This window comes from Coleofasciculus sp. G2-EDA-02, from assembly GCF_040226375.1.
GTDB lineage: Bacteria > Cyanobacteriota > Cyanobacteriia > Cyanobacteriales > Coleofasciculaceae > Coleofasciculus.
Genome location: NZ_JAVKEW010000127.1, coordinates 1 through 22,050 on the forward strand (window position 1 = coordinate 1; position 22,050 = coordinate 22,050).

16 protein-coding genes are annotated in these 22,050 nt (G+C 46.0%); 5 read left to right on the plus strand and 11 right to left on the minus strand.

Annotated features, from left to right (window positions below; translation table 11 throughout):
• Positions 1 to 527: 527 nt before the first annotated feature.
• Both RLO19_RS14350 and RLO19_RS14355 read left to right on the plus strand, forming a co-directional pair.
• Positions 528 to 1,580, plus strand: a complete 1,053-nt coding sequence (locus RLO19_RS14350) for a DMT family transporter (RefSeq protein ID WP_446357393.1) — start codon at positions 528 to 530, stop codon at positions 1,578 to 1,580.
• 285 nt (positions 1,581 to 1,865) lie between these two features.
• A complete protein-coding gene (locus tag RLO19_RS14355) occupies positions 1,866 to 2,366 on the plus strand; it encodes an orange carotenoid protein N-terminal domain-containing protein (protein ID WP_446357394.1) in 501 nt (166 codons plus the stop codon).
• Positions 2,367 to 2,401: 35 nt separating this feature from the next.
• Here the strand turns inward: RLO19_RS14355 and RLO19_RS14360 are convergent, their stop codons facing one another.
• The 8 genes from RLO19_RS14360 to RLO19_RS14395 all read right to left on the minus strand — a co-directional run bounded on the left by RLO19_RS14360 (position 2,402) and on the right by RLO19_RS14395 (position 10,709).
• Positions 2,402 to 2,716, minus strand: coding sequence for a slr1957 family protein (locus tag RLO19_RS14360; protein WP_446357395.1), 315 nt, complete (start codon positions 2,714 to 2,716; stop codon positions 2,402 to 2,404).
• Between the two features lie 198 nt (positions 2,717 to 2,914).
• Positions 2,915 to 4,081, minus strand: coding sequence for a pyridoxal phosphate-dependent aminotransferase (locus tag RLO19_RS14365; RefSeq protein WP_446357396.1), 1,167 nt, complete (start codon positions 4,079 to 4,081; stop codon positions 2,915 to 2,917).
• 148 nt (positions 4,082 to 4,229) lie between these two features.
• Positions 4,230 to 4,946 carry a GTP cyclohydrolase I FolE gene (gene folE / locus RLO19_RS14370; protein ID WP_446357398.1) on the minus strand — a complete coding sequence of 239 codons (717 nt, stop codon included), beginning with the start codon at positions 4,944 to 4,946 and terminating at the stop codon, positions 4,230 to 4,232.
• Between the two features lie 58 nt (positions 4,947 to 5,004).
• Positions 5,005 to 5,730: an SDR family oxidoreductase gene (locus RLO19_RS14375; protein ID WP_446357399.1), complete on the minus strand. Its 726-nt coding sequence runs from the start codon at positions 5,728 to 5,730 to the stop codon at positions 5,005 to 5,007.
• 602 nt (positions 5,731 to 6,332) lie between these two features.
• On the minus strand, positions 6,333 to 7,310 hold the full coding sequence (gene accA / locus RLO19_RS14380) for an acetyl-CoA carboxylase carboxyl transferase subunit alpha (RefSeq protein WP_446357401.1): 978 nt from the start codon (positions 7,308 to 7,310) through the stop codon (positions 6,333 to 6,335).
• Positions 7,311 to 7,335: 25 nt separating this feature from the next.
• Positions 7,336 to 8,358, minus strand: a complete 1,023-nt coding sequence (locus RLO19_RS14385; protein ID WP_446357402.1) for a long-chain acyl-[acyl-carrier-protein] reductase — start codon at positions 8,356 to 8,358, stop codon at positions 7,336 to 7,338.
• 87 nt (positions 8,359 to 8,445) lie between these two features.
• Positions 8,446 to 9,741 (minus strand): RNA-guided endonuclease InsQ/TnpB family protein, encoded by a 1,296-nt coding sequence (locus tag RLO19_RS14390; RefSeq protein ID WP_446357404.1) that lies wholly within the window; start codon positions 9,739 to 9,741, stop codon positions 8,446 to 8,448.
• A gap of 272 nt (positions 9,742 to 10,013) precedes the next feature.
• On the minus strand, positions 10,014 to 10,709 hold the full coding sequence (locus tag RLO19_RS14395; RefSeq protein WP_446357429.1) for an aldehyde oxygenase (deformylating): 696 nt from the start codon (positions 10,707 to 10,709) through the stop codon (positions 10,014 to 10,016).
• 317 nt (positions 10,710 to 11,026) lie between these two features.
• Between RLO19_RS14395 and RLO19_RS14400 the strand changes: the two genes are divergently transcribed.
• Positions 11,027 to 11,998 carry a hypothetical protein gene (locus RLO19_RS14400; protein WP_446357406.1) on the plus strand — a complete coding sequence of 324 codons (972 nt, stop codon included), beginning with the start codon at positions 11,027 to 11,029 and terminating at the stop codon, positions 11,996 to 11,998.
• A gap of 157 nt (positions 11,999 to 12,155) precedes the next feature.
• Here RLO19_RS14400 and RLO19_RS14405 read toward each other — a convergent pair whose 3' ends face one another.
• The 3 genes from RLO19_RS14405 to RLO19_RS14415 form a co-directional block, all read right to left on the minus strand.
• Positions 12,156 to 13,709, minus strand: coding sequence for an ATP-binding protein (locus RLO19_RS14405; protein WP_446357408.1), 1,554 nt, complete (start codon positions 13,707 to 13,709; stop codon positions 12,156 to 12,158).
• 60 nt (positions 13,710 to 13,769) lie between these two features.
• Positions 13,770 to 14,213, minus strand: coding sequence for a response regulator (locus tag RLO19_RS14410; RefSeq protein WP_446357409.1), 444 nt, complete (start codon positions 14,211 to 14,213; stop codon positions 13,770 to 13,772).
• Positions 14,214 to 14,331: 118 nt separating this feature from the next.
• Positions 14,332 to 17,745, minus strand: coding sequence for a PAS domain S-box protein (locus RLO19_RS14415; protein ID WP_446357410.1), 3,414 nt, complete (start codon positions 17,743 to 17,745; stop codon positions 14,332 to 14,334).
• Between the two features lie 403 nt (positions 17,746 to 18,148).
• Here RLO19_RS14415 and RLO19_RS14420 point away from each other — a divergent pair, with 403 nt between their 5' ends.
• Together RLO19_RS14420 and RLO19_RS14425 are read left to right on the plus strand one after the other, a co-directional pair.
• The gene (locus RLO19_RS14420; RefSeq protein WP_446357412.1) at positions 18,149 to 20,590 is read left to right on the plus strand and encodes a phosphoketolase family protein; all 2,442 of its coding nucleotides are present in this window, start codon (positions 18,149 to 18,151) and stop codon (positions 20,588 to 20,590) included.
• 142 nt (positions 20,591 to 20,732) lie between these two features.
• A complete protein-coding gene (locus tag RLO19_RS14425; protein WP_446357414.1) occupies positions 20,733 to 21,953 on the plus strand; it encodes an acetate kinase in 1,221 nt (406 codons plus the stop codon).
• Positions 21,954 to 22,050 lie beyond the last annotated feature (97 nt).

Sequence of the window (22,050 nt, forward strand, 5' to 3'; positions counted from 1 at the left end):
TTAGAGATAATCCGAACTAGGGAAGTATTCGGAAGTCTGTACCAAGTTTAGACTCAGTGCGGATATTCAACTCTTGCGTTGCTAGATTTGTCTCTAGCAATCCCTAACAGAGCAGCGATAGCTAGGTTAGGGTTGTTGAATCAGGTAATTAGGGTTTCGACAAAAAAGTCGGGGATCTGGAGTGGCGTAAGTTTATTTCATACCAAATCCGGGGAACGCTACCCCTGTTATAAACCAGTCCGCGCAGGCGGACTTTGTTTGTGTAGCAGCGATTTCAATCGCCTCCTCTTGCATGGGGTAATAAAGGTGGATTTAGTATTATAACCCAGCCCGCGCCGACTTCCCGCAAGAGTTGAGTGTGGTTCCGCGATTTCAATCGCCATGGCAAAAGGGGGTTCCTATCATCGGATTTGGTATCAATTCTCCAATCGCTCTCCCGGCTCCTCCTGATTCGGATGATACAATAGTCGCCAACGCCAAGTCATGTCGGTTTTGGCTGAGTCAATCCAGGAGTCCCCCTTCACCTGATGTCAAGACGAACCGCGAACCCGGCTAATGTATTCAATCGAATTCCCGGACGCGCTTATCTGTTGATTGCAATTGTGATTTTCGCGTCAGCCAATGCGGTAATCCGGATGTTAACAAATTTGGGAGATCAAAATTTAATTGATGGCAGAAATCCCATCTCTTTTTGTAATGTTCTGTTTGCGGGAAATCTTTGTGCTTTAATTGCCCTAATCTTAATCTATGGCAAGCAGTGGAATGTTGAATCATTAAAACGTCTCTCGTGGACGGATTGGCTGGGATTGACGGGGGTGGCAATATTGTCTGGAGCATTAGCCCCAGCATTAATTTTTATTGCGCTGGATTTGACGATGGTCAATAATGTGGTACTAATTGGGCGAATTGAACCGCCCCTAATTCTGGCGTTATCCATACTGTTGCTGGGAGAACGGGTAAATAAGTGGGTGATAGCGGGTGCGGTGGTTTCGTTCATTGGCGTTTCTCTGACTGTATTGCTTCAGACTCCCGCTACTGAGATGGTGAATATGGGGGGATTCCAGATTGGCAAAGGGGAATTATTTGCCGCAGGCGGTGCCGTGGCGTTAGCCTTATCCACGATTATTAGTAAGGTGAAGCTACGCCAGATTCCGTTGGCTATTTTCAGTATCTATCGCATGGCAATGGCAACTTTAGTGTTCTTTGTCGTTGTCTTGATGCTGTTTGAACCCAGTCATTTCATCGATGTGTTTTCGCCCTTTCTGTGGCGGTGGATGTTGATTTACGGCATGGTGATTGTCGTTGGAGGTCAACTCTGTTGGTTTATGGGGTTAAAGACAACGGGTGCAGGGGATGTTTCCTTAGCGAGTTCGTTTAGCCCCATTGCCGGAATTTTAGCGGCTTACTTCATTTTGGGGGAAGCGCCAACGATGGCGCAATATATCGGTGGGGCGGTGATTATTGGTGGTATTGTTCTTAATCAGATTGGCATGTTTCGCAAAATGGCTGAAACAGTTACTCCGCCGCCTGCGAATTCAGATAAGGAAGCGGATATGGAGGTGGGCTTTAAAGGAGTGTGAGATCATGTCCGCCTAAATAGTTGTGATTTACTTTACTTCTGCTCTTTGATCGTCCTGTTAACTTAAACTATAGGAATAATTAGAAATTTAAATAATTCCCTGGGAAATGCTCTCTCCAGCAGTCTCTGCCGCTATTACAGAGCTGGGAATGCTATCTCTAAAAATTTGTCAAGTCGTAATACCTAGGCTAAATCCCGATTGACGTAGATTTGACGTTTAAGTTTTATTACAATTAGAATGATTACTTCAAGCAATTGTTCGCTCATTGCTTCCCTACTTAGCCCAATGATGTTCATTACAAACCGACCTTCAACGTCAACCCTTGAAATCACGCCAGCCGTAAACCAGGCTGTTAAAGACTTCCAGCGCCTGTCTGTTGATGATCAGTTGGGGCTGCTATGGGGAATGTATCAAAACCTCGGCTGTTCTCTGGCGCCAACACCTGCAGGTGCAGCACGGTTATTTTTGACCCAAGGGTTGCTGCATCAGATTAAGCAAATGCCTTCTAATGAGCAGCTAGGGATGATGCACGGCTTATTAAGGGAGACAGATACCCCCATCAGTCGCCAGTACGGACTGTTCACCCTTAAAACCAAACTGGCGTTTTGGACTCAGCTATTTGATTGGATGTCCACAGGTGAGGTGAGTCCGGTGGCAATCACTTATCCGCTTTCATCCTCAGCAACACTCCTATTGAGAGCGATGGCATCATTGGAACTGAACGAGCAAATTTCCCTATTCCACTGGATTGTTGACCGGATGGGTGTTGCACCTTTAGCCGCTTAGGGATTTGGGTACAAGGTCGATTTATTTTGATTTTGTTAAACTTCAACCTCTAAAAGCCCAACCGTGATAGCGGCAAAGGCAAAGGCTACACCCAGAGGCATAGGCGACTGGAAATAAACGGTCAAAACAGCGGCAACGAGGGTCACCAGAATTGCCCCAATTGACCACAGTTTCTCTTCGCCACTCCAGCCTTTTTCCGCTTTAATCCATTTCAATGCGTCAGTTGGAAGCGGTTCTGGAATCACAGCGCCCGGAGGAAACGCCCAATAGTTATCGCGTTCAACATATAAGTCAGTCCAGCCATTCTCGTAGCACCATTCGTTTAGCCAAGATTCAGAGTAATGTTTCATCGGATTTTGTTAAAATATGTTAAATTAACATGTCTTACAACCTCAATAACAATAACAAATCTTTTTCGAGACTAAAAGAGGAATAAATACCTATTGCTATTGGTTTAAGGAATAGGGAATAGGTAAGAGGGAATAGGCTCCAAGGAAAAATTACCCCAGCTAAAAAGGGGACTAAAAAAGCGGATTTGGGATAAAACTCTAAGGCAAAATGGTTTGTAAACCCTGAACAAAGCGTTCAATACCCTCGGTAACTGTTTCTTTTCGTAGCGCTCCATAAGCAATTCGTAGATAGCAACCATCTTCCATGCCAAAGGTTGTACCGGGTAAGACGGCGACGCGATGATCGCGAATCAAGCGTTCGACTAACTCAATGGCATTTTTATTGGTGTTAACCTGAAGCCAAAAATAAAACGCGCCATCAGCTGGGGCGATCGCACATAATCCATCTAATCGCTGCAACGCCTCTAATACCAACTGTCGCACTGTTGCGATCGCGTGAATGTGGGGTTGAGTATAATTGACTCCAATGTGTAAGGCGGCTAAGGCGACATACTGGGAGACAACGGGTGGACAGATGAGAATCGTATCCTGAATTTTCTTCACCGCCGCCAGCAGATGCTGGGGAATCACCATATAGCCAATGCGCCAACTTGCAAACCCATAGGTTTTAGACAGGGAGTACAGGGAAATCGTATGGGAGTCACTTTGGGGAAAAGCCGCCGGGGAAACGTGCTTTACGCCGTTATAGGTAAAATACTCGTAGGCTTCATCGCTAATGTGATAAATTCCCCGTTCCTGACAGAGTTGATTGACCGCCTCTAACGCTTCTTTTGAGTAAACAGCCCCAGTGGGATTATTCGGCGAAATCGTAACCACGGCTTTGGTTTTCTCGGTTATGGCTTGCGCGATCGCCTGGGGACGCAGTTGATAATTTTCATCAGTTGCCACAAGTACCGGATGACAACTCGCCATGGTAATTGCCATTTCGTGGTTGAAATAGTAAGGCGTCTGAATAATAATTTCGTCGCCCGGAGTGGTAATGGCGAGAATGGCATTCATAAACGCCATGTTTGAGCCGGCGGTGACAACGATACAGTTGTGTTCGTTGAGGGTAATCCCGTTATCAGTGTGCAGTTTGGCTGCAATCACAGACAGCAATGGTGCAATTCCCTGAACCGCTTTGTACTTGTGGTTATCTGGATCAGCCAGAAATTCCGGCAAACGTGCGATCGCCTCTGGTGGGGGAGGGTAATACACGACACCCTGTCCCAAGGAAATCGTACCGGGATGACGGCGAATCAGTTCCCCAACGATGGGAATCACGGGTGACTGTACCGCTTCCATGCGAGAGGTTAAGGTGGACATCGGCGACTGATAATCAGATCAATTAAGGGCGCACGTCGTTGGTTATTAGTGCTTAATCTCAAAACTTCACTTACCTGAGTAGGGTTCAAAGTTTAGATCCCCCTCGCATCCCCCTTAAAAAGGGGGACTTTAAAGCATCCACTCTGAACTACATAAAACTCGGTTGATGGCGAATCAAATTGAGAAACTCTTCACGAGTTTTCTGGTCATCTTGGAACACACCCACCATAGCGCTGGTTACTGTCCAGGAACCGGGTTTCTGTACCCCCCGCATAACCATACACATGTGAGTCGCTTCCATGACTACAGCCACTCCCTGGGGTTCTAAAATGGTTTGAATAGCTTCGGCGATCTGGCGGGTTAGGCGTTCCTGAACTTGTAGCCGCCGCCCATACATTTCCACGACACGCGCCAATTTACTGAGTCCCACGACTTTCTGGTTGGGAATATAAGCAACATGTGCCCGTCCCATAAATGGCAGCATGTGGTGTTCACACAGGCTAAAGAAGTTAATATCCCGCACTAACACCATTTCATTGTGACCTTCATCAAAAATCGCCCCATTCACTAATTGTTCGAGGGACTGATTGTAGCCACCGGTCAAAAACTGTAGTGCTTCCGCGACTCGTTTTGGCGTTTTGAGTAACCCCTCGCGTTCAGGATCTTCGCCAACGCCTAAAAGTAATGTCCGCACTGCGTCCATCATGTCTTCGGTTGAGGCTTCCCCAGAAAGCCCCAGCTTAGGTTGCTGACCGTTATGGGTATTGCGATCGGGTCTGGGTTCAAGTTGAGGGATGGACGTGTTAAGAGTACCAGGTGTCATAGACTCAGAGCGATTCAAACCATTGGAGGAAGCAATAGTCATAATTGGGTAGTATTGATAATTTTGACAAGGATGGATGGGAGGGTTGGATGGTGTCGTTCTAGAGAGTTCCGGCACTAGGCATCAGGGTCATGGAATCGATAACAGCCGTTTGGGGCATTAAGGCGGCGTGTAAAATAGATTGGGCAACGATTTCGGGAGTCAACATGGCTGACCGATTCAAGTCGGCTTTTACGGTTTCTGTATCCCAGATTGGCGTATTCACTGCCCCTGGAGATAAGGTCACAACCCGGATACCATGGGCAAGTTCTTCAGCCGCTAGGGTTTTTCCTAGGGCAATCAACCCGGCTTTACTGACGTTGTAGGCTCCCCAACCCGGAAATGGTTGCAGACCCGCAATGGATGCCACGTTAATAATTGTGCCTTGTTGCTGCTGGCGCATGGTGGGTAAAACACCAAGAATACATTGCCATACGCTGGTAAGATTGAGATCCAGTACGTGCTGCCAGTCCGCTAAGGGGGTTTCCATCAGCGTACCGGTATAGCCCATACCCGCATTGTTGACCAAAATATCCAGGGAGGCAAATTCCGCCGCGATCGCTTCGATCTTGGTCTTGACCTGATCGAGTTGATTTAGATCAAGGAGATAGGGTTGAGCCTTGACCCCAGCTTCTCGGACAGCCGTTGCTACTGCCTCTAATTTGTCTTGGGAACGACTGACTAATGCCAGATCAATTCCAGCTTTGGCAAAGGCTAAAGCTGTAGCTTTGCCAATACCACTACTCGCCCCTGTAATCAAGGCACGTTTTTTAACGGAAGAAGTCATAAAATTTTCCAACTCAGATGCGGCACAGGTTCCCCGGTTAACTCATAAGGGTATAAGGGGAGGAAAGAGTCCGCCCACATTTGAATTAAGCAACAGCGAATCATTTCTTGCGGCTACATTCTCACTAAAAAGCCCTGGATACACCAGTTTTCCTCTTTTTGATCTACATTCATTTATCCGTTACGTAAAACTTACACATACCTACCAATATCCGGTAAAATCTGCCGTTTACTTCCTGCTTCATTCTGGCGGTGTCGGCACTCATCCAGTCCACAGGCACTTCCCCACCTAACTGGCGGCTATCTCCAAATTGAGCGATGTGTTCAAATCGCGATCGATTTCTAACCCCCCCTTGAAGGAGACGACGGAGTACAGTTAATCCCGAATGGCTAATGTGAAACCTAGATCAAGCTAGGGTTGAGTTGTCGATGGATTAACGTCCTGACGTTAGATTGTGAAGAATTGTTACAGAGCTGGTTATCTGATTATACGACTATCTGGGTTTGATTGACAAAAGGGTAGAAATAAGGAAGGCAATTCAGTCCTTATTCCTTAAGTTGGATGCCAAATTCCCCTTAATTATTGTAACGCTCAAACCGTTTTCAGGCATGTAGCTCGGTAAAAACACCAATATGCCGAAACTTCTGATAGCGTAACTCCTGACGTTCCTTAGGGCTAAGCCGAGATAAGTCTTCCAAGTTCTGTAATAGGGCGGCTTTGAGCGTTGCTGCGGCTGTTAAGGGGTCACAATGAGCGCCGCCTAGGGGTTCAGGAACTAATTGATCTAAGATACCTAAATCCTTAAGATCCCAAGCCGTTATCCGCAGCGCAGCAGCGGCTTGGGGAGCTTTTGCCGCATCTTTCCAGAGAATGGCGGCACAGGCTTCTGGAGTCGCAACGGTATAAACGGCTTGTTCGAGCATTAAGATGCGATCGCCCACCCCAATACCCAAAGCACCACCCGATCCGCCTTCGCCAATCACCGTACAGACAATCGGCACATCCAGACGGAACATTTCCCGAAGATTATACGCGATCGCTTCCCCCTGACCTAATTTTTCCGCATCAATACCTGCCCAAGCCCCTGGCGTATCAATAAACGTTAAAATCGGCATGCCAAAGCGATTGGCATGTTCCATCAGCCGCATCGCCTTACGGTATCCACCGGGCGACGCCATGCCAAAGTTCCGCACCACATTGTCTTTGGTATCCCGCCCCTTTTGATGCCCTAACATTACCACCGGACGTCCCCCTAAACGCCCAATCCCACCGACTAGGGCTGGATCATCATAGCCGCCGCGATCGCCATGTAATTCCATCCATTCATCACTAATCGCCTGAATATAATCCAGAGTGCTCGGACGCCGGGGGTGACGGGCTAACTGAAGCCGTTGGGCTGGAGATAAACTACTAAAAATTTCTTGACGCAGTTGTGCCGCCCGTGCTTCTAACTGACGAATTTGCTCAGAGACATCGACATTGTTTTCTTGTGCGAGTTCGCGAATTTGGTTAATTCGGGTCTCTAATTCATAGAGGGGCTTTTCAAAGTCCAGCAGAAAAATCCGGTTTTCAGTTGCCATGGGTCAGTCGTTGTATCCTTATCCCTTACAAGCTCAGCAGGGGTCTAAATCCATGCTTAATTGACACCTGTCCAATTTTTTCCATCTTTTCTACCGTAATCTGATTCCGTCCCCAGGAAAAGTTGGTATACCACTTTTCAAACTCTAACAGCATTGACTCGGCAAAGCAGGCAAATAGCTGGCGTCCTGGATCTTTCATTTCGACGATTTGCATAATTTTCCAGTCGATATCCAACGAATGCTCGACAATACCCCCATTGAGAACGTAAATGTCGGGATATTGCAGCTTGGTGGCTAAATTCTTGGGGTAACCCCCATCAATCAGCAGACAGGGCTTCTTTAATACTGAGGCATCAATTTCAATGCCCTTGGACATACTCGCCACCCAGACAATAATATCCGCTTGGGGTAGCGCCTCCTCTAATCCCATAATTTTGCCGCGCCCTAATTGGTCTTGTAAGGCTTGCAATCGTTCCTGGTTACGGGCGCTTAAGAGAATTTCGGCGACATCGGTGCGGCTATTGAGCCAACGACAAACGGCGCTGCCAATATCGCCTGTTGCCCCACAAACCGCCACGGTGGATTTTGACAGGTCAATGCCCAGCTTTTTCGCCCCTTGTTCGACTTGGGCGCAAAGGATGTAAGCCGTGTGGGTGTTGCCCGTGGTAAAGCGCTCAAATTCTAGCTTGATATTGCGAACCTGGCTTTTCTCGTACAAGTGGAATTCTTCAAAAATAATTGACGAAAAGCCACCTAATGCTGTAATATCTATGCCATTTTTTTGGGCATGAGCCATGGCGTTGAGAACTTTACGGATGGCGGCTTTGATCCGGCGCGTGGCTAGCATCTCTGGCAGAAAACACGATTCCACATAGCGCCCTTCTATCGTCTCCCCTGTCAGGCTAGTCACCTTGATGGTGTCAACGATTTGGGGAGGAGCGCTGCACCAAAAATCTAACCCTTGGTCAGCATATTCTGGGTAGCCTAGATCTCTGGCGACGGCTTGGGCGTGTTGCAAACTGGTGAGGTGACCGATAAGACCAAACATTTACTGCTCGCTGGTAAGGCTGTTAATTAGGGGGAAATGGAAAATTGGAGTAAGGGTAAGAAATTGGTGACATCCTCCTACACCAAATCAGAGATTATGGTGTAGGCTTCCAACATCGCTGTTAGACATTGCTGCCCTGCGCCACTTATCTAGGGACAACGCCCCCGACAGCCCGACTTGACAGCCAATTTCTTTCCCCCAGAGTCCCTGGGTACTCAGTTGCTCATAGCCTCGGTTACAGATTTCCTGCGCTGAGGCTATATCTCTATCGAGATGGTATTTACATTCTGGGCAGCTATGCCACCTATCAGATAGTTCTTTCCTGACTTCAATGCGACAATTTGGACAAGTCTGAGATGTTCCTTTATGGTCAACTTCAGCGATGTAAACACCGCGTTGCTTCCCAACGTAATAAAGAATATCTCTAAATTGACCAAACCCCGCATCAACTGTATGTTTACCTAGAAACCCTTTTGCCATAGTTCGGAAATCGATATCCTCTAGGAAAATGGTTTCCGCCATGTCACACAGCTTGTGAGCCAATTTGTACTGATAGTCTTTTCGCTTGAATGCAATATGATTGTGCAACCGCTCTACTTTGCGTCTGGCTTTTTCATAGTTCTTGGAACGCTTCTGTTTTTTGGATAACCTGCGTTGTAGCACTAAGAGCCTACGGTGCATATCCTTGAAGAATTTACGTCCCGGTTCGACGAAACCATCACTGGTTGCTAAATAACTATTCAATCCAACGTCTACCCCAATGAAGTGACCATGTGGTACGGCATCAGGAATCAAAATGTCAGATTGAATGCTTATGAGTGCGAACCAACCTACCGCTTTTTTAATTACCCAAACCTGCTTAATGACAAAGCCAGACGCTCCTACGTCGCTACCGCTTGCGCTATCAGGGAGCGGACGATGCAGGTTGATTTGGACTTTTCCCAGCTTAGGTAATTTAATCTGCCATCCGGTTATCGGGTTCACCTTGAATTGAGGAAAAAGTATCGACTTTATCTGTCCATACTTTTTGAATCTTGGAAATCCATAACCTCGATTCCGGAAAAAGTCCCAAGCATCATGTAACCGTCTAATGGTTGTTTGTAATACCTGAGAAGGTACTGCTTTCAGCTTGGGGAAATTCTTTTTTGCCTTGGGTAAATTGTTTTGTTGCTGCTGGTATCCAGGAAAAGGATAATCAGCCCTCATTATGTATTCTGACTCTAGGCTACACCTATCTATTGGACATTTCCTTGAAGCAATCCAATCCTTTAGCTCCCTAAGTGCATAATTATAAACACCTCGACAAGTTTCGAGCCACTCGTCTAGAAATTCGACTTGTTTAGCGTCAGGATAAATTCTGTAGGTGTAGTTGAGATTCAACATATATCCATTATATATAGTTTAGTCTACCGTAAATGCAAAATTATAGTAGAAGTTGATTCTGACTGCATTTGATTGATTGGGGGAGTGAAGGCATCCCACCGCTGAATCAAAGATTACAGCTTGGGACTTATAGCTCCCCCAAACCCCCTCACAAGTTAAAAATTTTATCAGGAAGATAGGGGAGATGGGGAACGATGAGGGAGCAAAGGTGCAGGGGAGGGTGTAGAGACGTAGCAGGCTACGTCTCTACTATTACATACATCTAGGTGAAGTTAGACGGCTGTCAATCCGTAGGCAGACATCCGCATGATGTCGCGGGTGGTAAAGCCGATATTGCTTAGGGCTTCACCGTAAGCGATCATGAAGTCTTCGACCAGAGCATCTTTTTCCATTCCCAGGATATGAGCATCGTTCTCAACTTGGTTGAGCATACGCCAAACCAGGGGCAGGTTTTGCTTATTGGCTTGTTCGAGTTCGGTTTTTGAGGCTTCAAAGTTTTCTTTGAGCCACTCTTCGCCAAAATTGAGGTGGGTGTACTCGTCTTTCACCACACCTTCGGTGATTTTTCGGGCAAAGGGATCAGCGACGGGAATGTAAATGTTATAGGCGGCGATCGCGAAACATTCAATAATCAGCGATTGAATCAGCAAGCAGGTGACGATATTACCTGAGGCGGCGGCGGTTTGGAAGTTTTGGTGTAATTGGCTGAAATACTCCTTGGCAAATTCCATGTCCGGTGTGACACTCAAGTTGCGACCACAAGCTTGAAACCCCTTCTTATGGCGGTTTTCCATCTTAGCTAGACTGGTTAGCTCATCCTTTTGGTCGGGTAGCAGTTCAGCCAGTTGGATGTAATTCTCTTGAGCTTCTTGTTCCCCTTCGATCACGATCGCGTTGATGCGGCTATAGGCGTCCTTGTATGTTTCACTATTGAAATCTAGCTCTTGAGTGACTGTAAGCTGCTGCATCAGTAGATTTTCTCCTGTTTGCATGAGTAGAGGTGTTTCAAAAACGCTTTGAACCCAATTCTAGGCAGTTGGCTCAAAGCCGCTATATAAAACTTAACCCATCAATGATATATGGTGAGAGGTATTGAGGAATAGTGCCTTGGACAGAAAATTCTCCCCTCCATCATCAGTATTCACTGATTAAAAGCATAGGATTAAACAAAGATAAATGTCTAAATGGCTACAGATTTTGTCATGGGTCACCGAACAGGGTCAGGTAGAGACGTAGCAGGCTACGTCTCTACAACCTTCCCATCCGGGAATGGGGAAACGCTAGAATGTGGAGTCGAACAGTTATTCATCCCTCATTCATGTTTGATTGGGTCTGGTTATCTCGCGTCGCAGGGCTAGGATTAGTAGGAACCGCTGCCGGATCTACCTTATTCTTTGGTATATTAGGGCGAACTTTCCTCTCGCAGCCAAACAATCGTCACCCTAACTCAATAGATGCGATCGCGCCTCTTAAGACTCAAGCTGTAACGTTACCCCCGCAACCGTTACCCTTGCTAACCTTACCCAATTCTACTTCCGCCTCTGAGGTATCCCAGAAGTCTGTTGCGGTTCTCTCGCGCCCGTTTGATCTCAAGCAAAGCCTGAACACCTATCAGCCTCTGTTTGCCACACCAACCTCTCTAGGTATGGTCGCTATTGGGGTAGCTGAGGGGAATTATCGCCTGTTTATTGAAAAGGGCGATCTCTACGTCCAGCAAACTTCTTTCTACTTTGGACATACTGATCCGGGTAACTTATCCTGGGGAGATGTAGTCACCAACTATGGACCCTGTAGTGATCAAGGACGCAGTAAGGGAAATATTGCCTTAGCCGAACAACTGTGTGTAGAGCGATCGCGATCGCGACTACCCACTCATCTAGTCGATTTGAATGCGGCTGGTATCGACCCAGAACGGGATTTAGAGGCTTTACTCAATGTAGCTGATTTATACAATCAGGCAATGCCCATCCATTCTCGCCACTTTCCCCACGCCCTCGCCATCGCCAAAAAGGGTGGGTTAAGGGGAATTGATGCTCTGGCTTGGGCAAGAACAGCATCATTTTATCTTAATGTCAATAACGAGTTAGATTTAGAAACTGGTTCCAATAAAGCCACAGGACTTTTAGGTATCTGTGCTAGAGAAAATCTGCCCATCACGGAATGGGACTGTGTTTACAAAGACCAAATGCGACGAGTCAAAGCCATTGCTTCAGTTGTTGAGAAGTATAGCCAAATCTATCAATCAAAAACGAATTGAGTTGAGACGTAGCATTTGTAGAGACGTAGCATTTGTAGAGAGGTATAAACTTCCCTAAATCAGTGTGACGAAGGGCGGGTTTTGTTGAGAAGGTTATCGGTGAGTATCAAAATTAAATGGCTAAACCCGCCCCTACAATTACTACTTTTTGTGACTGTTAACTGGGGTTAGACAAATCAACACTCTCAGCGCCTGCTTGAGGTTTGAGGGGTAGCTCCACGGTAAAAGTGGCTCCCTTTCCCTCTCCAGCACTTTCGCACCACACGGTTCCCCCATGGAGTTCAACGAGGTGACGTACAATAGCGAGTCCTAATCCTAGTCCGCCATGGGAACGAGTTGTTGAGCCTTCAGCTTGGCGAAAGCGGTCAAAAATGTAAGGCGCAATTTCAACGGATACCCCCTGCCCCGTGTCTTGCACCCGAATTTGTACCGCATTTTCTACCCATTCCAAATAAATCTTGACTTGTCCGTGAGTTGGGGTAAATTTAATTGCATTAGACAAAAGATTCCATACAATTTGCTGTAAGCGATCGCTATCCCCCTTGATCACACTCCGACTCGGTGCTAAAAATGAATCAATCCGAATACTTTTAGCGTCGGCTGCGGGTTGTAAGGTATCAATTGCTGCGTTGATAACTTGGTGTAAGTCAACGGGGATTATATTTAAGCGCAATTTACCCCGAATAATCCGCGACACATCGAGCAAGTCATCAATAAGCTGGGCTTGAGACTTAGCATTGCGTTCAATCACTTCTAACGCACGCTCTACTTTGTCGGGACTCAATTTTCTTCTCCGCAAAAGTCCCGCCCACCCCAGCATCGCGTTCAGGGGTGTTCTCAGTTCATGGGATAGGGTGGCTAAAAATTCATCTTTCAGGCGATTCGCGGTTTCAGCTTCAGCGCGGGCGGCTTGTTCACTCTTGAGCAATACAGTCCGTTCTTCTTCTGCTTGTTTGCGCTTGGTGACATCTTCAATCGCACCCTCATAGTAGATAATTTTACCCTGATCATTGCGGATAGCACGAGCATTGTAGCGTACCCAAATCATGGTATTATCACACCGAAACATCGGCATTTCCAAGTTTCGCACCACTCCTTCAGAGTCTATCTGATTTTGCCATAAGTGGTTAACTTGAGGATTAACTAGGTGCTTGGATATATTTGCATTAAGCAAGGCTTTTAGACTGGGATATCCCAACAGTTGCAACAGGGCTGGGTTGGCTTCAATAATTTCTCCTGTTGGTGTCATCCGATAAAGTCCGATGGGTACGCTTTCAAAGAGTTGTTGATATCGCTGTTGCACCTCCTGAAAGGCTTGACGTTGCTTGGCTCGCTCCAATGCTGCTCTTACGGCGGCGGCGAGACGAGTATAATGCTGAGGCGATTTAATAATATAATCGTCAAGTCCTGACTTCATCGCCTCGACAGCAACTTCTTCGTTTCCTGTGCCGGTAAACATCACCACAGGGCAATCTGGATACCGTTCCTTGACTTTGTGCAGTACGTTTAAGCCATCACTCCAACGCAAGCTATAATCAGTGACGACGATATCAAATTGTCCCTCGGCTAATGCCTGTTCTACTTCGCTGATATCGGTAATCTCTTGAGGCTGTAATTGGTCAAACTCCTGCTCTAGCTTGCGTAGCGCTAGCATGCGATCGTCGGGGTTATCGTCAATTAACAGAATTCTTACTGGATTGTCATTCGTCATTTGTCATTTGTCAGGAAACAGAGAACAGGGAATAGAAAATCAAAATTTATAATTTCTAAGTCAGACAAGGGGTTTTTCGTTAAATATTAACCAATACAGATCAAGAGTACGAATCATTTCTAAAAAATCATGAAAGTTTACAGGTTTCACTAAATAAGAATTGGCTCCGATATCATAAGCTTTATTAATGTCTGGTGTTTCTCTGGATGCCGTCAACACCACAACTAATAAACGTTTTAACTGAGGTTGCTGTCGAATCCAAGCTAAAACTTCTAGACCGGATTTACGAGGCAGTTTTAAATCGAGTAAGATAAGAGCTGGAATAGGATAACGTTCTAGATCATTATACGGTGCTTTGCCTTCTAGGTAATTGATTGCCTCCTCTCCATTCATGACAACTTGCAGTGAATGAGGTAGATTGAGGCGTCCAAATGCACGCTGAATTAGGAAAACATCATTATCATCATCTTCAACGAGTAAGATATCAGAAGGTTTACCACTCATAATCTTTTCCGTAAAACTTACTCAAAATGCTCAAAGACTGAGGGCGGGTTTAGTCAAGTTATCGCTTTACAGGTAAACGTTATCAGTAAAACCCGCCCCTACCCAATAGAAAGATGTGTCATGGTATTACTTTTTGCGCCTCGATCCAAAATCGGCTTCCCTGATGGGGTGATGATTCAACTCCCGAACGTCCTCTTAGACGTTCCATGCCTTTACGGACAAGGGCTAAACCAATACCACTACCAGGATAAGTTTCACGACCGTGGAGGCGTTCAAATACCAGGAAAATCTTTTCTTGGTATTCTGGCTCAATGCCAATTCCATTATCATCGAAATTGAGTCGTATCCACGTACAACCATTTACATCTTGTCGTTCCTCTGCCCACACCTGTATCTGAGGCTGCACCCTCTCCGGGACAAACTTGATCCCATTGACAATCAAATTTGATACAACTTGGATGAGTGTACCACGATGACCCCAAACTTCGGGCAAAGGTATTACCCCTTTCTGGGCTACGTTAATTTGGGCATTTGTGTTTTTGATGGTTTCTTGGAGTTGAAAGAGTACTTCTGTCACAATGGACTCTAGACTAATCGGCTTGAGGGGGAATTCCAGGCGCCCCAAGCGACTATATTCTAATAAGTCTTGGATCATGTTGTCCAAACGCTGGGCAGATGTGATAATCCGTTGAGCATAGTCTAAACCGATTGAATTTAACTGGGAACCGCAATCTTCAACTAAGGCATTTGCAAACCCTTGCATGGCTCGTAACGGCGCTCTGAGATCGTGAGAAACTGTGTAGGAAAATGCTTCGAGTTCAGCATTGATAGCTTGCAATTTTTGCGTTCGTTCGGTTATCCGTTCTTCTAGTTCAGTGGTGTAGCGTTTAAGCTGCTGTTGTAATCGGGATTGAGCGATCGCGATCGCGAGTTGATTGGTGACCTCTTGTACAATGGTCTTATGTTCCTCATTCAGGACATTTTCCCCACTGAACTCTAGGTTGAGTGTGCCAATTAATTCTTGCTTACTTCTGAGTGGAATAATCTGGAAAGATTCAGCGTTCTGTGAGAGTAAGGCTTGGACTATGGGTTGCAATAATGGCACAATCTCTACCTGTGGGAGTTGATTGATTTTACCGTCAGCGAATTGGGTAAGCTTTGAGGTAAATGGTTCTAGAGCAATTGTTGTTCCGGCTGGGTTATTTACCTCACCGTCAGTCGCCAGGAGAATGGCTTGCTGGGAGTCCCAATCAAACACTACAACACTTAGATGACGACGAGATAGCAAAGCATTTAAACTCCTTAACGCCACTTGCGCGATCGCAGAGGGTGATTGCTCGGCGAGAATGGCTTGGTCAATGGTTTGTAAGGTTTGCAGGCGCTCAATCGTCTGTCGCAATTGAATTTCAAGTCGCTTGCGCTGGGTTATGTCAAACGTAAAGCCGAGAATTTGATCGATTTCACCGCGATCATTTAACATCGGTACATATTTGATTACTGTGGTAAATGGGTTAGTATTCGGTAATTTAATGGTGGCTTCTATTGTCTGCGGAGTTCGGGTTTCTACCACATGCTTAAGCGTTGGTAAATACGATTCAGTAATCTCCGGCGACCAGATTTCTTCATCAGTGTGTCCTAGATACTCCGCTAATGACTTTCCCGTGCGTTCAAGGGTTGTTGTATTCACAAAAATAAACCGTCGCTGATCATCATAGATCACGAACATATCCGGACTATGATTTACCGCTAGCCGGAAGCGCTGTTCACTCTGACGTAGGGCTTTTTCTGACTGTTTGTATTCGGTAATATCATGGTTAACTTCTAAAATTCCAAATGGATCTCCTTGGTGTTCTCGCTGCAATGTCCAACGACTCGCCACAGTAATGTTAGTCCCATCCCGTGTACTCTGTATCAACTCACCGGGCCAATATTCTTGATGCCATAATTGAGCCTTAATTTCGCTTAACGGCTGCGGAAAAATAGTGTGCAGCAATTGGTGGGCATTTTGCCCAACGGCTTCTTGATTACTCCAGCCATACAAGCGTTGCGCCCCCTGATTCCAATAGGTAATTTTTCCCTCTAGATCCAGCACCATAATCGCATCATTAGCTAAATCTAATAGTTGTGCTTGTTGGCGAAGCTTTTCTAGGACTAATTTCTGGGCGGTAACATCCGTCTGCACTCCCAGAAAGTGAGTTAATTTTCCCTGGGAATTTCCCACGGGTGAGATATAAAGATTGTTCCAGAATAAAGAACCATCTTTACGATAGTTCCGCAAGGTAATTTTACACTCTCTTTGTGTGGCAATCGCCTGTCGTAATTCATCCAATCCAGTTTGATTTGAGTCATCTCGGTGCAAAAAGCGACAGTTACAACCGAGTGTTTCTGCGGCGCTGTAACCGGTGAGTCGTTCAAATCCAGAATTGACGAAAATAATTGGGTTATCCGGTTGATAGGGATCACTAATTAAAATCCCGTTGCTACTGGCATTAACCGCACTCTCTAGTATCCGCAATCGTTCCCCTTGTTGACAACGATCAATCGCTGCACTGAGAATATTCGCGATCGCTTGTAAAAAGTTAATATCATCTTGGCTAAACTGGCGGTAAACTGTGCTATGAACACCCAAAATCCCAAAAGGTTGATTCTCTGGATTAGACATAGTGTGCCAATGTTTCAGTTTCTCTAGTCTCGCTGAGGAAAGTCCCGGGATAATCACACTCATCCCACTGACAACTCCATGATCGCGTAATAGAGGTGGACCCGAAAATCGTGATTCCGTCCGCAAATCTTCGACAATGACTGGTTTTTGTGAGACGAGAGTATAGCCGGCTTGGGAATTAATTCCCGTATCTACAGTCGCTTTACCGACTAAACCAACTTGCCAACCTACACCCGCCCGCAACAACAATGCTTTGCCATCGGGAAGTAATTCCAGGACTTTGGTGTAGTCTACGTTGAGGGTTTTTGCTAACAAATTGACCGCACAATTCATTAAAGAGGTAATGTTAATCCCTCTTAAGGCATATTGACTAAACCGCACAATTGTAGTTTGCTGAGCAACCCTGGCTTGGAGTGTGGCGATCAGTTGTAAGTTCTGGGAAATAGGGACAGGTTGAGCTGTTTTTGGCTGAAACGATTGGGGCTGTAACTTAGACGCTAAGGCAGCACAGACGGCTGTCACCAGTTTTGGATAATGGGACGGCGATTTAATAATATAGTCATCTAGACCCGCCTTCATTGCCACTACAGCAAGTTCTACACTGTCTTGACTGGTAAACATGATAAATGGACAAGCAGGTTGCAGGCGTTTAACCTGTTTCAAAACCGCTATACCCGTTATCCAAGGGAGTTCATAGTCCGCGATCGCAATATCAAAATGATCCTCTAAGAGTACCTGATTTAGGTCTTTAGAGTTAGTCGGCTGTGCGACGCGCAGTGCGGAAAACTCTTGCTGTAATTGACGAATGATTAAGGCTCGTTCATCTGGGTCCTCGTCAATGAGGAGCAGATGCACAGGAGTGTTAATCACAATTTGTCACTTTGGAAGGATGTTCTACTCAGAATATCTCATTATTACCTATCCCATCTCTGACTTATGGAAGAAGTTGGAGATATAGCAACCGCCATAGCTGTTAGGACACATCATTTATGTAGAGACGTTGCATGCAACGTCTCTACAATAGTGCCTTTGTCCTAATCGATGTGTCTACTGCTATATAAACGTTCGGGATAACCCCAAACCCAAACTCCCCACTACGAGTAAGCCAAGTAGAAGAGAGGATTCAGGAACTAGAGAACAGAGGTTCCTCTCATCGGATTTGCCATGATCTATCCCCAGTAGGAGAATTCCTCTGAAATCTTTGGATAAACTGCACAGCAGACGAGTACCGCTACCAACGCAAGTCAAAATTTCTAATTTGAATTTATAAAATATGACAATAACTACTTCAACAGCCAAAGCTTCATTATCTCAACCGGAAATTCCTGTTGCTCAAGTGCGTCAAAATCAGGGCGGCGAACTCGACGCGATCGCAAAGTATCGCCGTGCGGCTAATTACCTAGCAGCGACTCAAATTTATCTCAAAGATAACGTTCTATTACGCGAACCCTTAAAACCTGAACACATTAAAGATCGTTTACTCGGTCACTGGGGGACTTGTCCCGGTATTAATCTAGTCTATGCCCATCTCAACCGACTGATCCGGCGTTACGATGCCAATATGTTTCTAGTGACAGGACCCGGACATGGTGCGCCCGCAAACCTTGCCAATCTTTACCTCGAAGGGTCTTTAGGAGATTATTATCCTAACCTTACCTTCGATGAAGCTGGAGTGTATCAGCTAGTCAAGCAATTTTCTTGGCCCCGCGGCTTTCCGTCTCACCTGTATCCGGGGATTCCGGGCACGATTCACGAAGGGGGTGAACTAGGCTACGCCTTGGCGACAGCGTTTGGGGCGGTGATGGATAACCCCGATCTAGTGGTTGCTTGTATCGTTGGCGATGGCGAGTCAGAAACCGGACCTACGGCTACAGCATGGCATGGAACAAAATTCATTGATCCGGCTGAATCCGGGGCAGTTTTGCCGATTTTGCACCTGAATGGGTATAAAATCGCCAGCCCGTCTATTTTTGGCACGATGAGTGATGAAGAATTGCTGCATCTGTTTACCGGGTACGGTTACCAAGTGCGAATTGTCGAAGATGCGGACTTGGATGCCGATATGTATGCTTCAATGGATTGGGCATATCAGGAAATCTGTCGGATTCAACAAGCCGCCCGTTCGGGGAACCGCCTCAGCAAACCCCGTTGGCCCCTAATCATCTTGCGATCGCTAAAAGGATGGACCGGGATTAAAGAAGCCGACGGTGTACCGATTGAAGGGAATTTCCGTTCTCACCAAGTTCCCCTCAAAGAGGTGAAGAGTAATCCCGAACATCTAGAACTGCTTGAAAATTGGTTCCGTTCCTACCATCCTGAGGAACTCTTTGACGAAAAAGGACAACCCTTACCCGACATTTTAGACCAATGTCCTCAAGGGGAACGACGCATGGGCAGCAATCCCCATACCTTCGGTGGGCGTGTGCGTCAACCCTTGGATTTACCGAATATTTTTAACTACGCTCTCCCCGTAGAACACCCAGAAGCAAAAGAAGGGTGTAAACAGCGTGAGAGTAGCATTAGCAATACTTATGAGGCGGGAAAATACCTGCGGGATGTGATTCAGCAAAACCCCAACAACTTCCGTATTTTCTGCCCCGACGAACTCGAATCCAACCGTCTTCACAAAGTCCTTGACGTTACCCAGCGGAACTATCAGTGGCCCACTGGACCCTTTGATGGCGAGATTGGACCGGATGGGGGACGAATTATCGAGGTGCTGAGTGAACATACCTGTCAGGCTTTTTTACAAGGCTATCTCCTCACCGGGCGACATGGTTTATTCCCCTCCTACGAGGCATTTTTGGGCATTATCACCACGATGATGGATCAATATGCCAAGTTCTTAAAATATTCCCAGGAATTCTCGTGGCGTCCGCCTGTATCGTCTCTGAATTACTTAGAAACCTCAACCCTGTGGCGACAGGAACATAATGGTTTTTCTCACCAAAATCCTGGCTTTATTAATAGTGTTTTGGATCAGCAAGCCGACTATGCCCGGGTTTATTTACCCCCAGATGCGAACTGTTTACTAAGTACGATTGACCACTGCTTGGAGAGTACAGGCTATGTCAATTTAGTCATTTCCAACAAAAACCCTCTGCCCCAATGGTTGTCCATGGAGGAGGCGATCTCACATTGTCGGGCGGGCGGTTCAGTTTGGCAATGGGCGAGTACCGATGATGGGGTTAATCCCGATGTGGTACTGGTGGGAATTGGTGATTGTCCCACGTTAGAAGTCATGGCAGCCGCGCAAATCCTGAGGCAAGAATTACCGGAGTTACGGGTGCGAGTGGTTAACGTGACGGACTTATTAATTCTTGAACAAAATTCCACTCATCCTCACGGGTTAGACGATGAAATGTTTACTGCCCTATTTACCCCCGATAAACCTGTTATTCTCAATTTCCACGGTTATCCTTCGCTGATTAAGCAATTGTTGTTTGGGCGTCCAACTATTGAGCGATTCCAGATTAATGGGTATCAGGAAGAAGGGACAACCACCACACCCTTTGATATGCAAGTCCGCAATGGTACGAGTCGTTATCACTTAGTTATGCAAGCGATTCGCTTAGCCGCACGACAAAATCCTTACGTTTCAGCACAGGCAAATAACCGAGTTCGTCATTATGAATATGTGCTAGCGGCTCACGGGCAGTATATTTGTGAGAATGGCGAAGATCCTGAAGAGATTACCAATTGGCAGTGGTGTTAATTTTTCAGGGAACAGTTCTGTCGGGGCGGGTTTGACTATTATCCTTTTTTGTGACCCAGATGCTATTAAACCCGCCCCAATTGTTCCAGACGTACCATGCTACGTCTCTACAGATCCATTTACTTTGTTATCAGAATCAGGGATGAAAATTTTAGTATTAAATGCGGGTTCTAGTACCCAGAAAAGTTGTTTGTATGAGATTGGTGAATCTTTGCCAAATTCTCCACCAGAACCAATATGGGAAGCCAAAATTGATTGGAATGGAAAGTCAGACACGGAGCTATTAAAGGTTAAGAATTCTAACGGGAAGTCGCTGGAGGAACGCCTACCCACCGATGACCGAATTAAGGCGATTTCTCAAATGTTGAATACACTCTGGCGCGGTCAAACGCAAGTTATTTCCCAACTGAGTGACATTGATGTGGTAGGACATCGGGTGGTTCATGGTGGCGATAAATACCGTCAACCCACATTTATTACAACTAAGGTGAAAGATGCGATCGCGTCTCTGTCTCCGCTGGCTCCATCCCACAACCCAGCGAATCTAGAAGGAATTGAGGCGATAGAGAATATTTTACCAGATATGCCCCAAGTGGCAGTATTTGATACCTCATTTCATACTCAAATTCCCTTACCCGCCGCTATTTATCCAGGTCCCAAAGATTGGCTGGATCAAGGAATACGTCGTTATGGTTTTCATGGTATAAGTCATCAATATTGTCTGGAACGAGTTGCTCAGTTGTTGGCAAAAGACGCTAAATCTTTACGAGTAATTACCTGTCATTTAGGTAATGGGTGTTCCTTAGCCGCAATTCGGGATGGGATTAGTATCAATACAACCATGGGTTATACACCTTTAGAAGGGTTAATGATGGGTTCTCGTTCAGGTTCAATTGACCCTTCGATTCTGATTCAACTAATGCGACAGGGGTATAATGCGGATCAATTAGAGCATTTGCTGAACAAAGAATCGGGATTAAAAGGGTTATCGGGAGTGAGTAGTGATATGCGCCAAATAAATGACGCGATCGCGGCGGGTAATCAGCAAGCTAAACTCGCTCTAGATGTCTATATACACCGCTTACGCTTCTATTTAGGGGCAATGTTAACATCCTTGGGTGGATTAGATGTATTGGTATTTACCGGCGGGGTTGGTGAACATCAAGCCTCTTTGAGATCTGCTGCATCTGACGCCTTAGCATTTTTGGGGCTCAAAATTGACTCACACAAGAATGAAACCAATCCCGTAGATGCGGATATTTCCACAGAGGATTCAAGCGTGCGGGTTTTCGTGATTCATACCCAAGAAGACTGTGCGATCGCGCAATCCTGTTGGAATATGGTTAAAGCGTCGGCTAAGTAATCAAAATCTGTAGGGGCTGGTTTAGCCACAATTGTAGGGGCGGGTTTAGGAACTACAGTCAGCTATTCAGAAAAAACTGAACAACAAAACCCGCCCT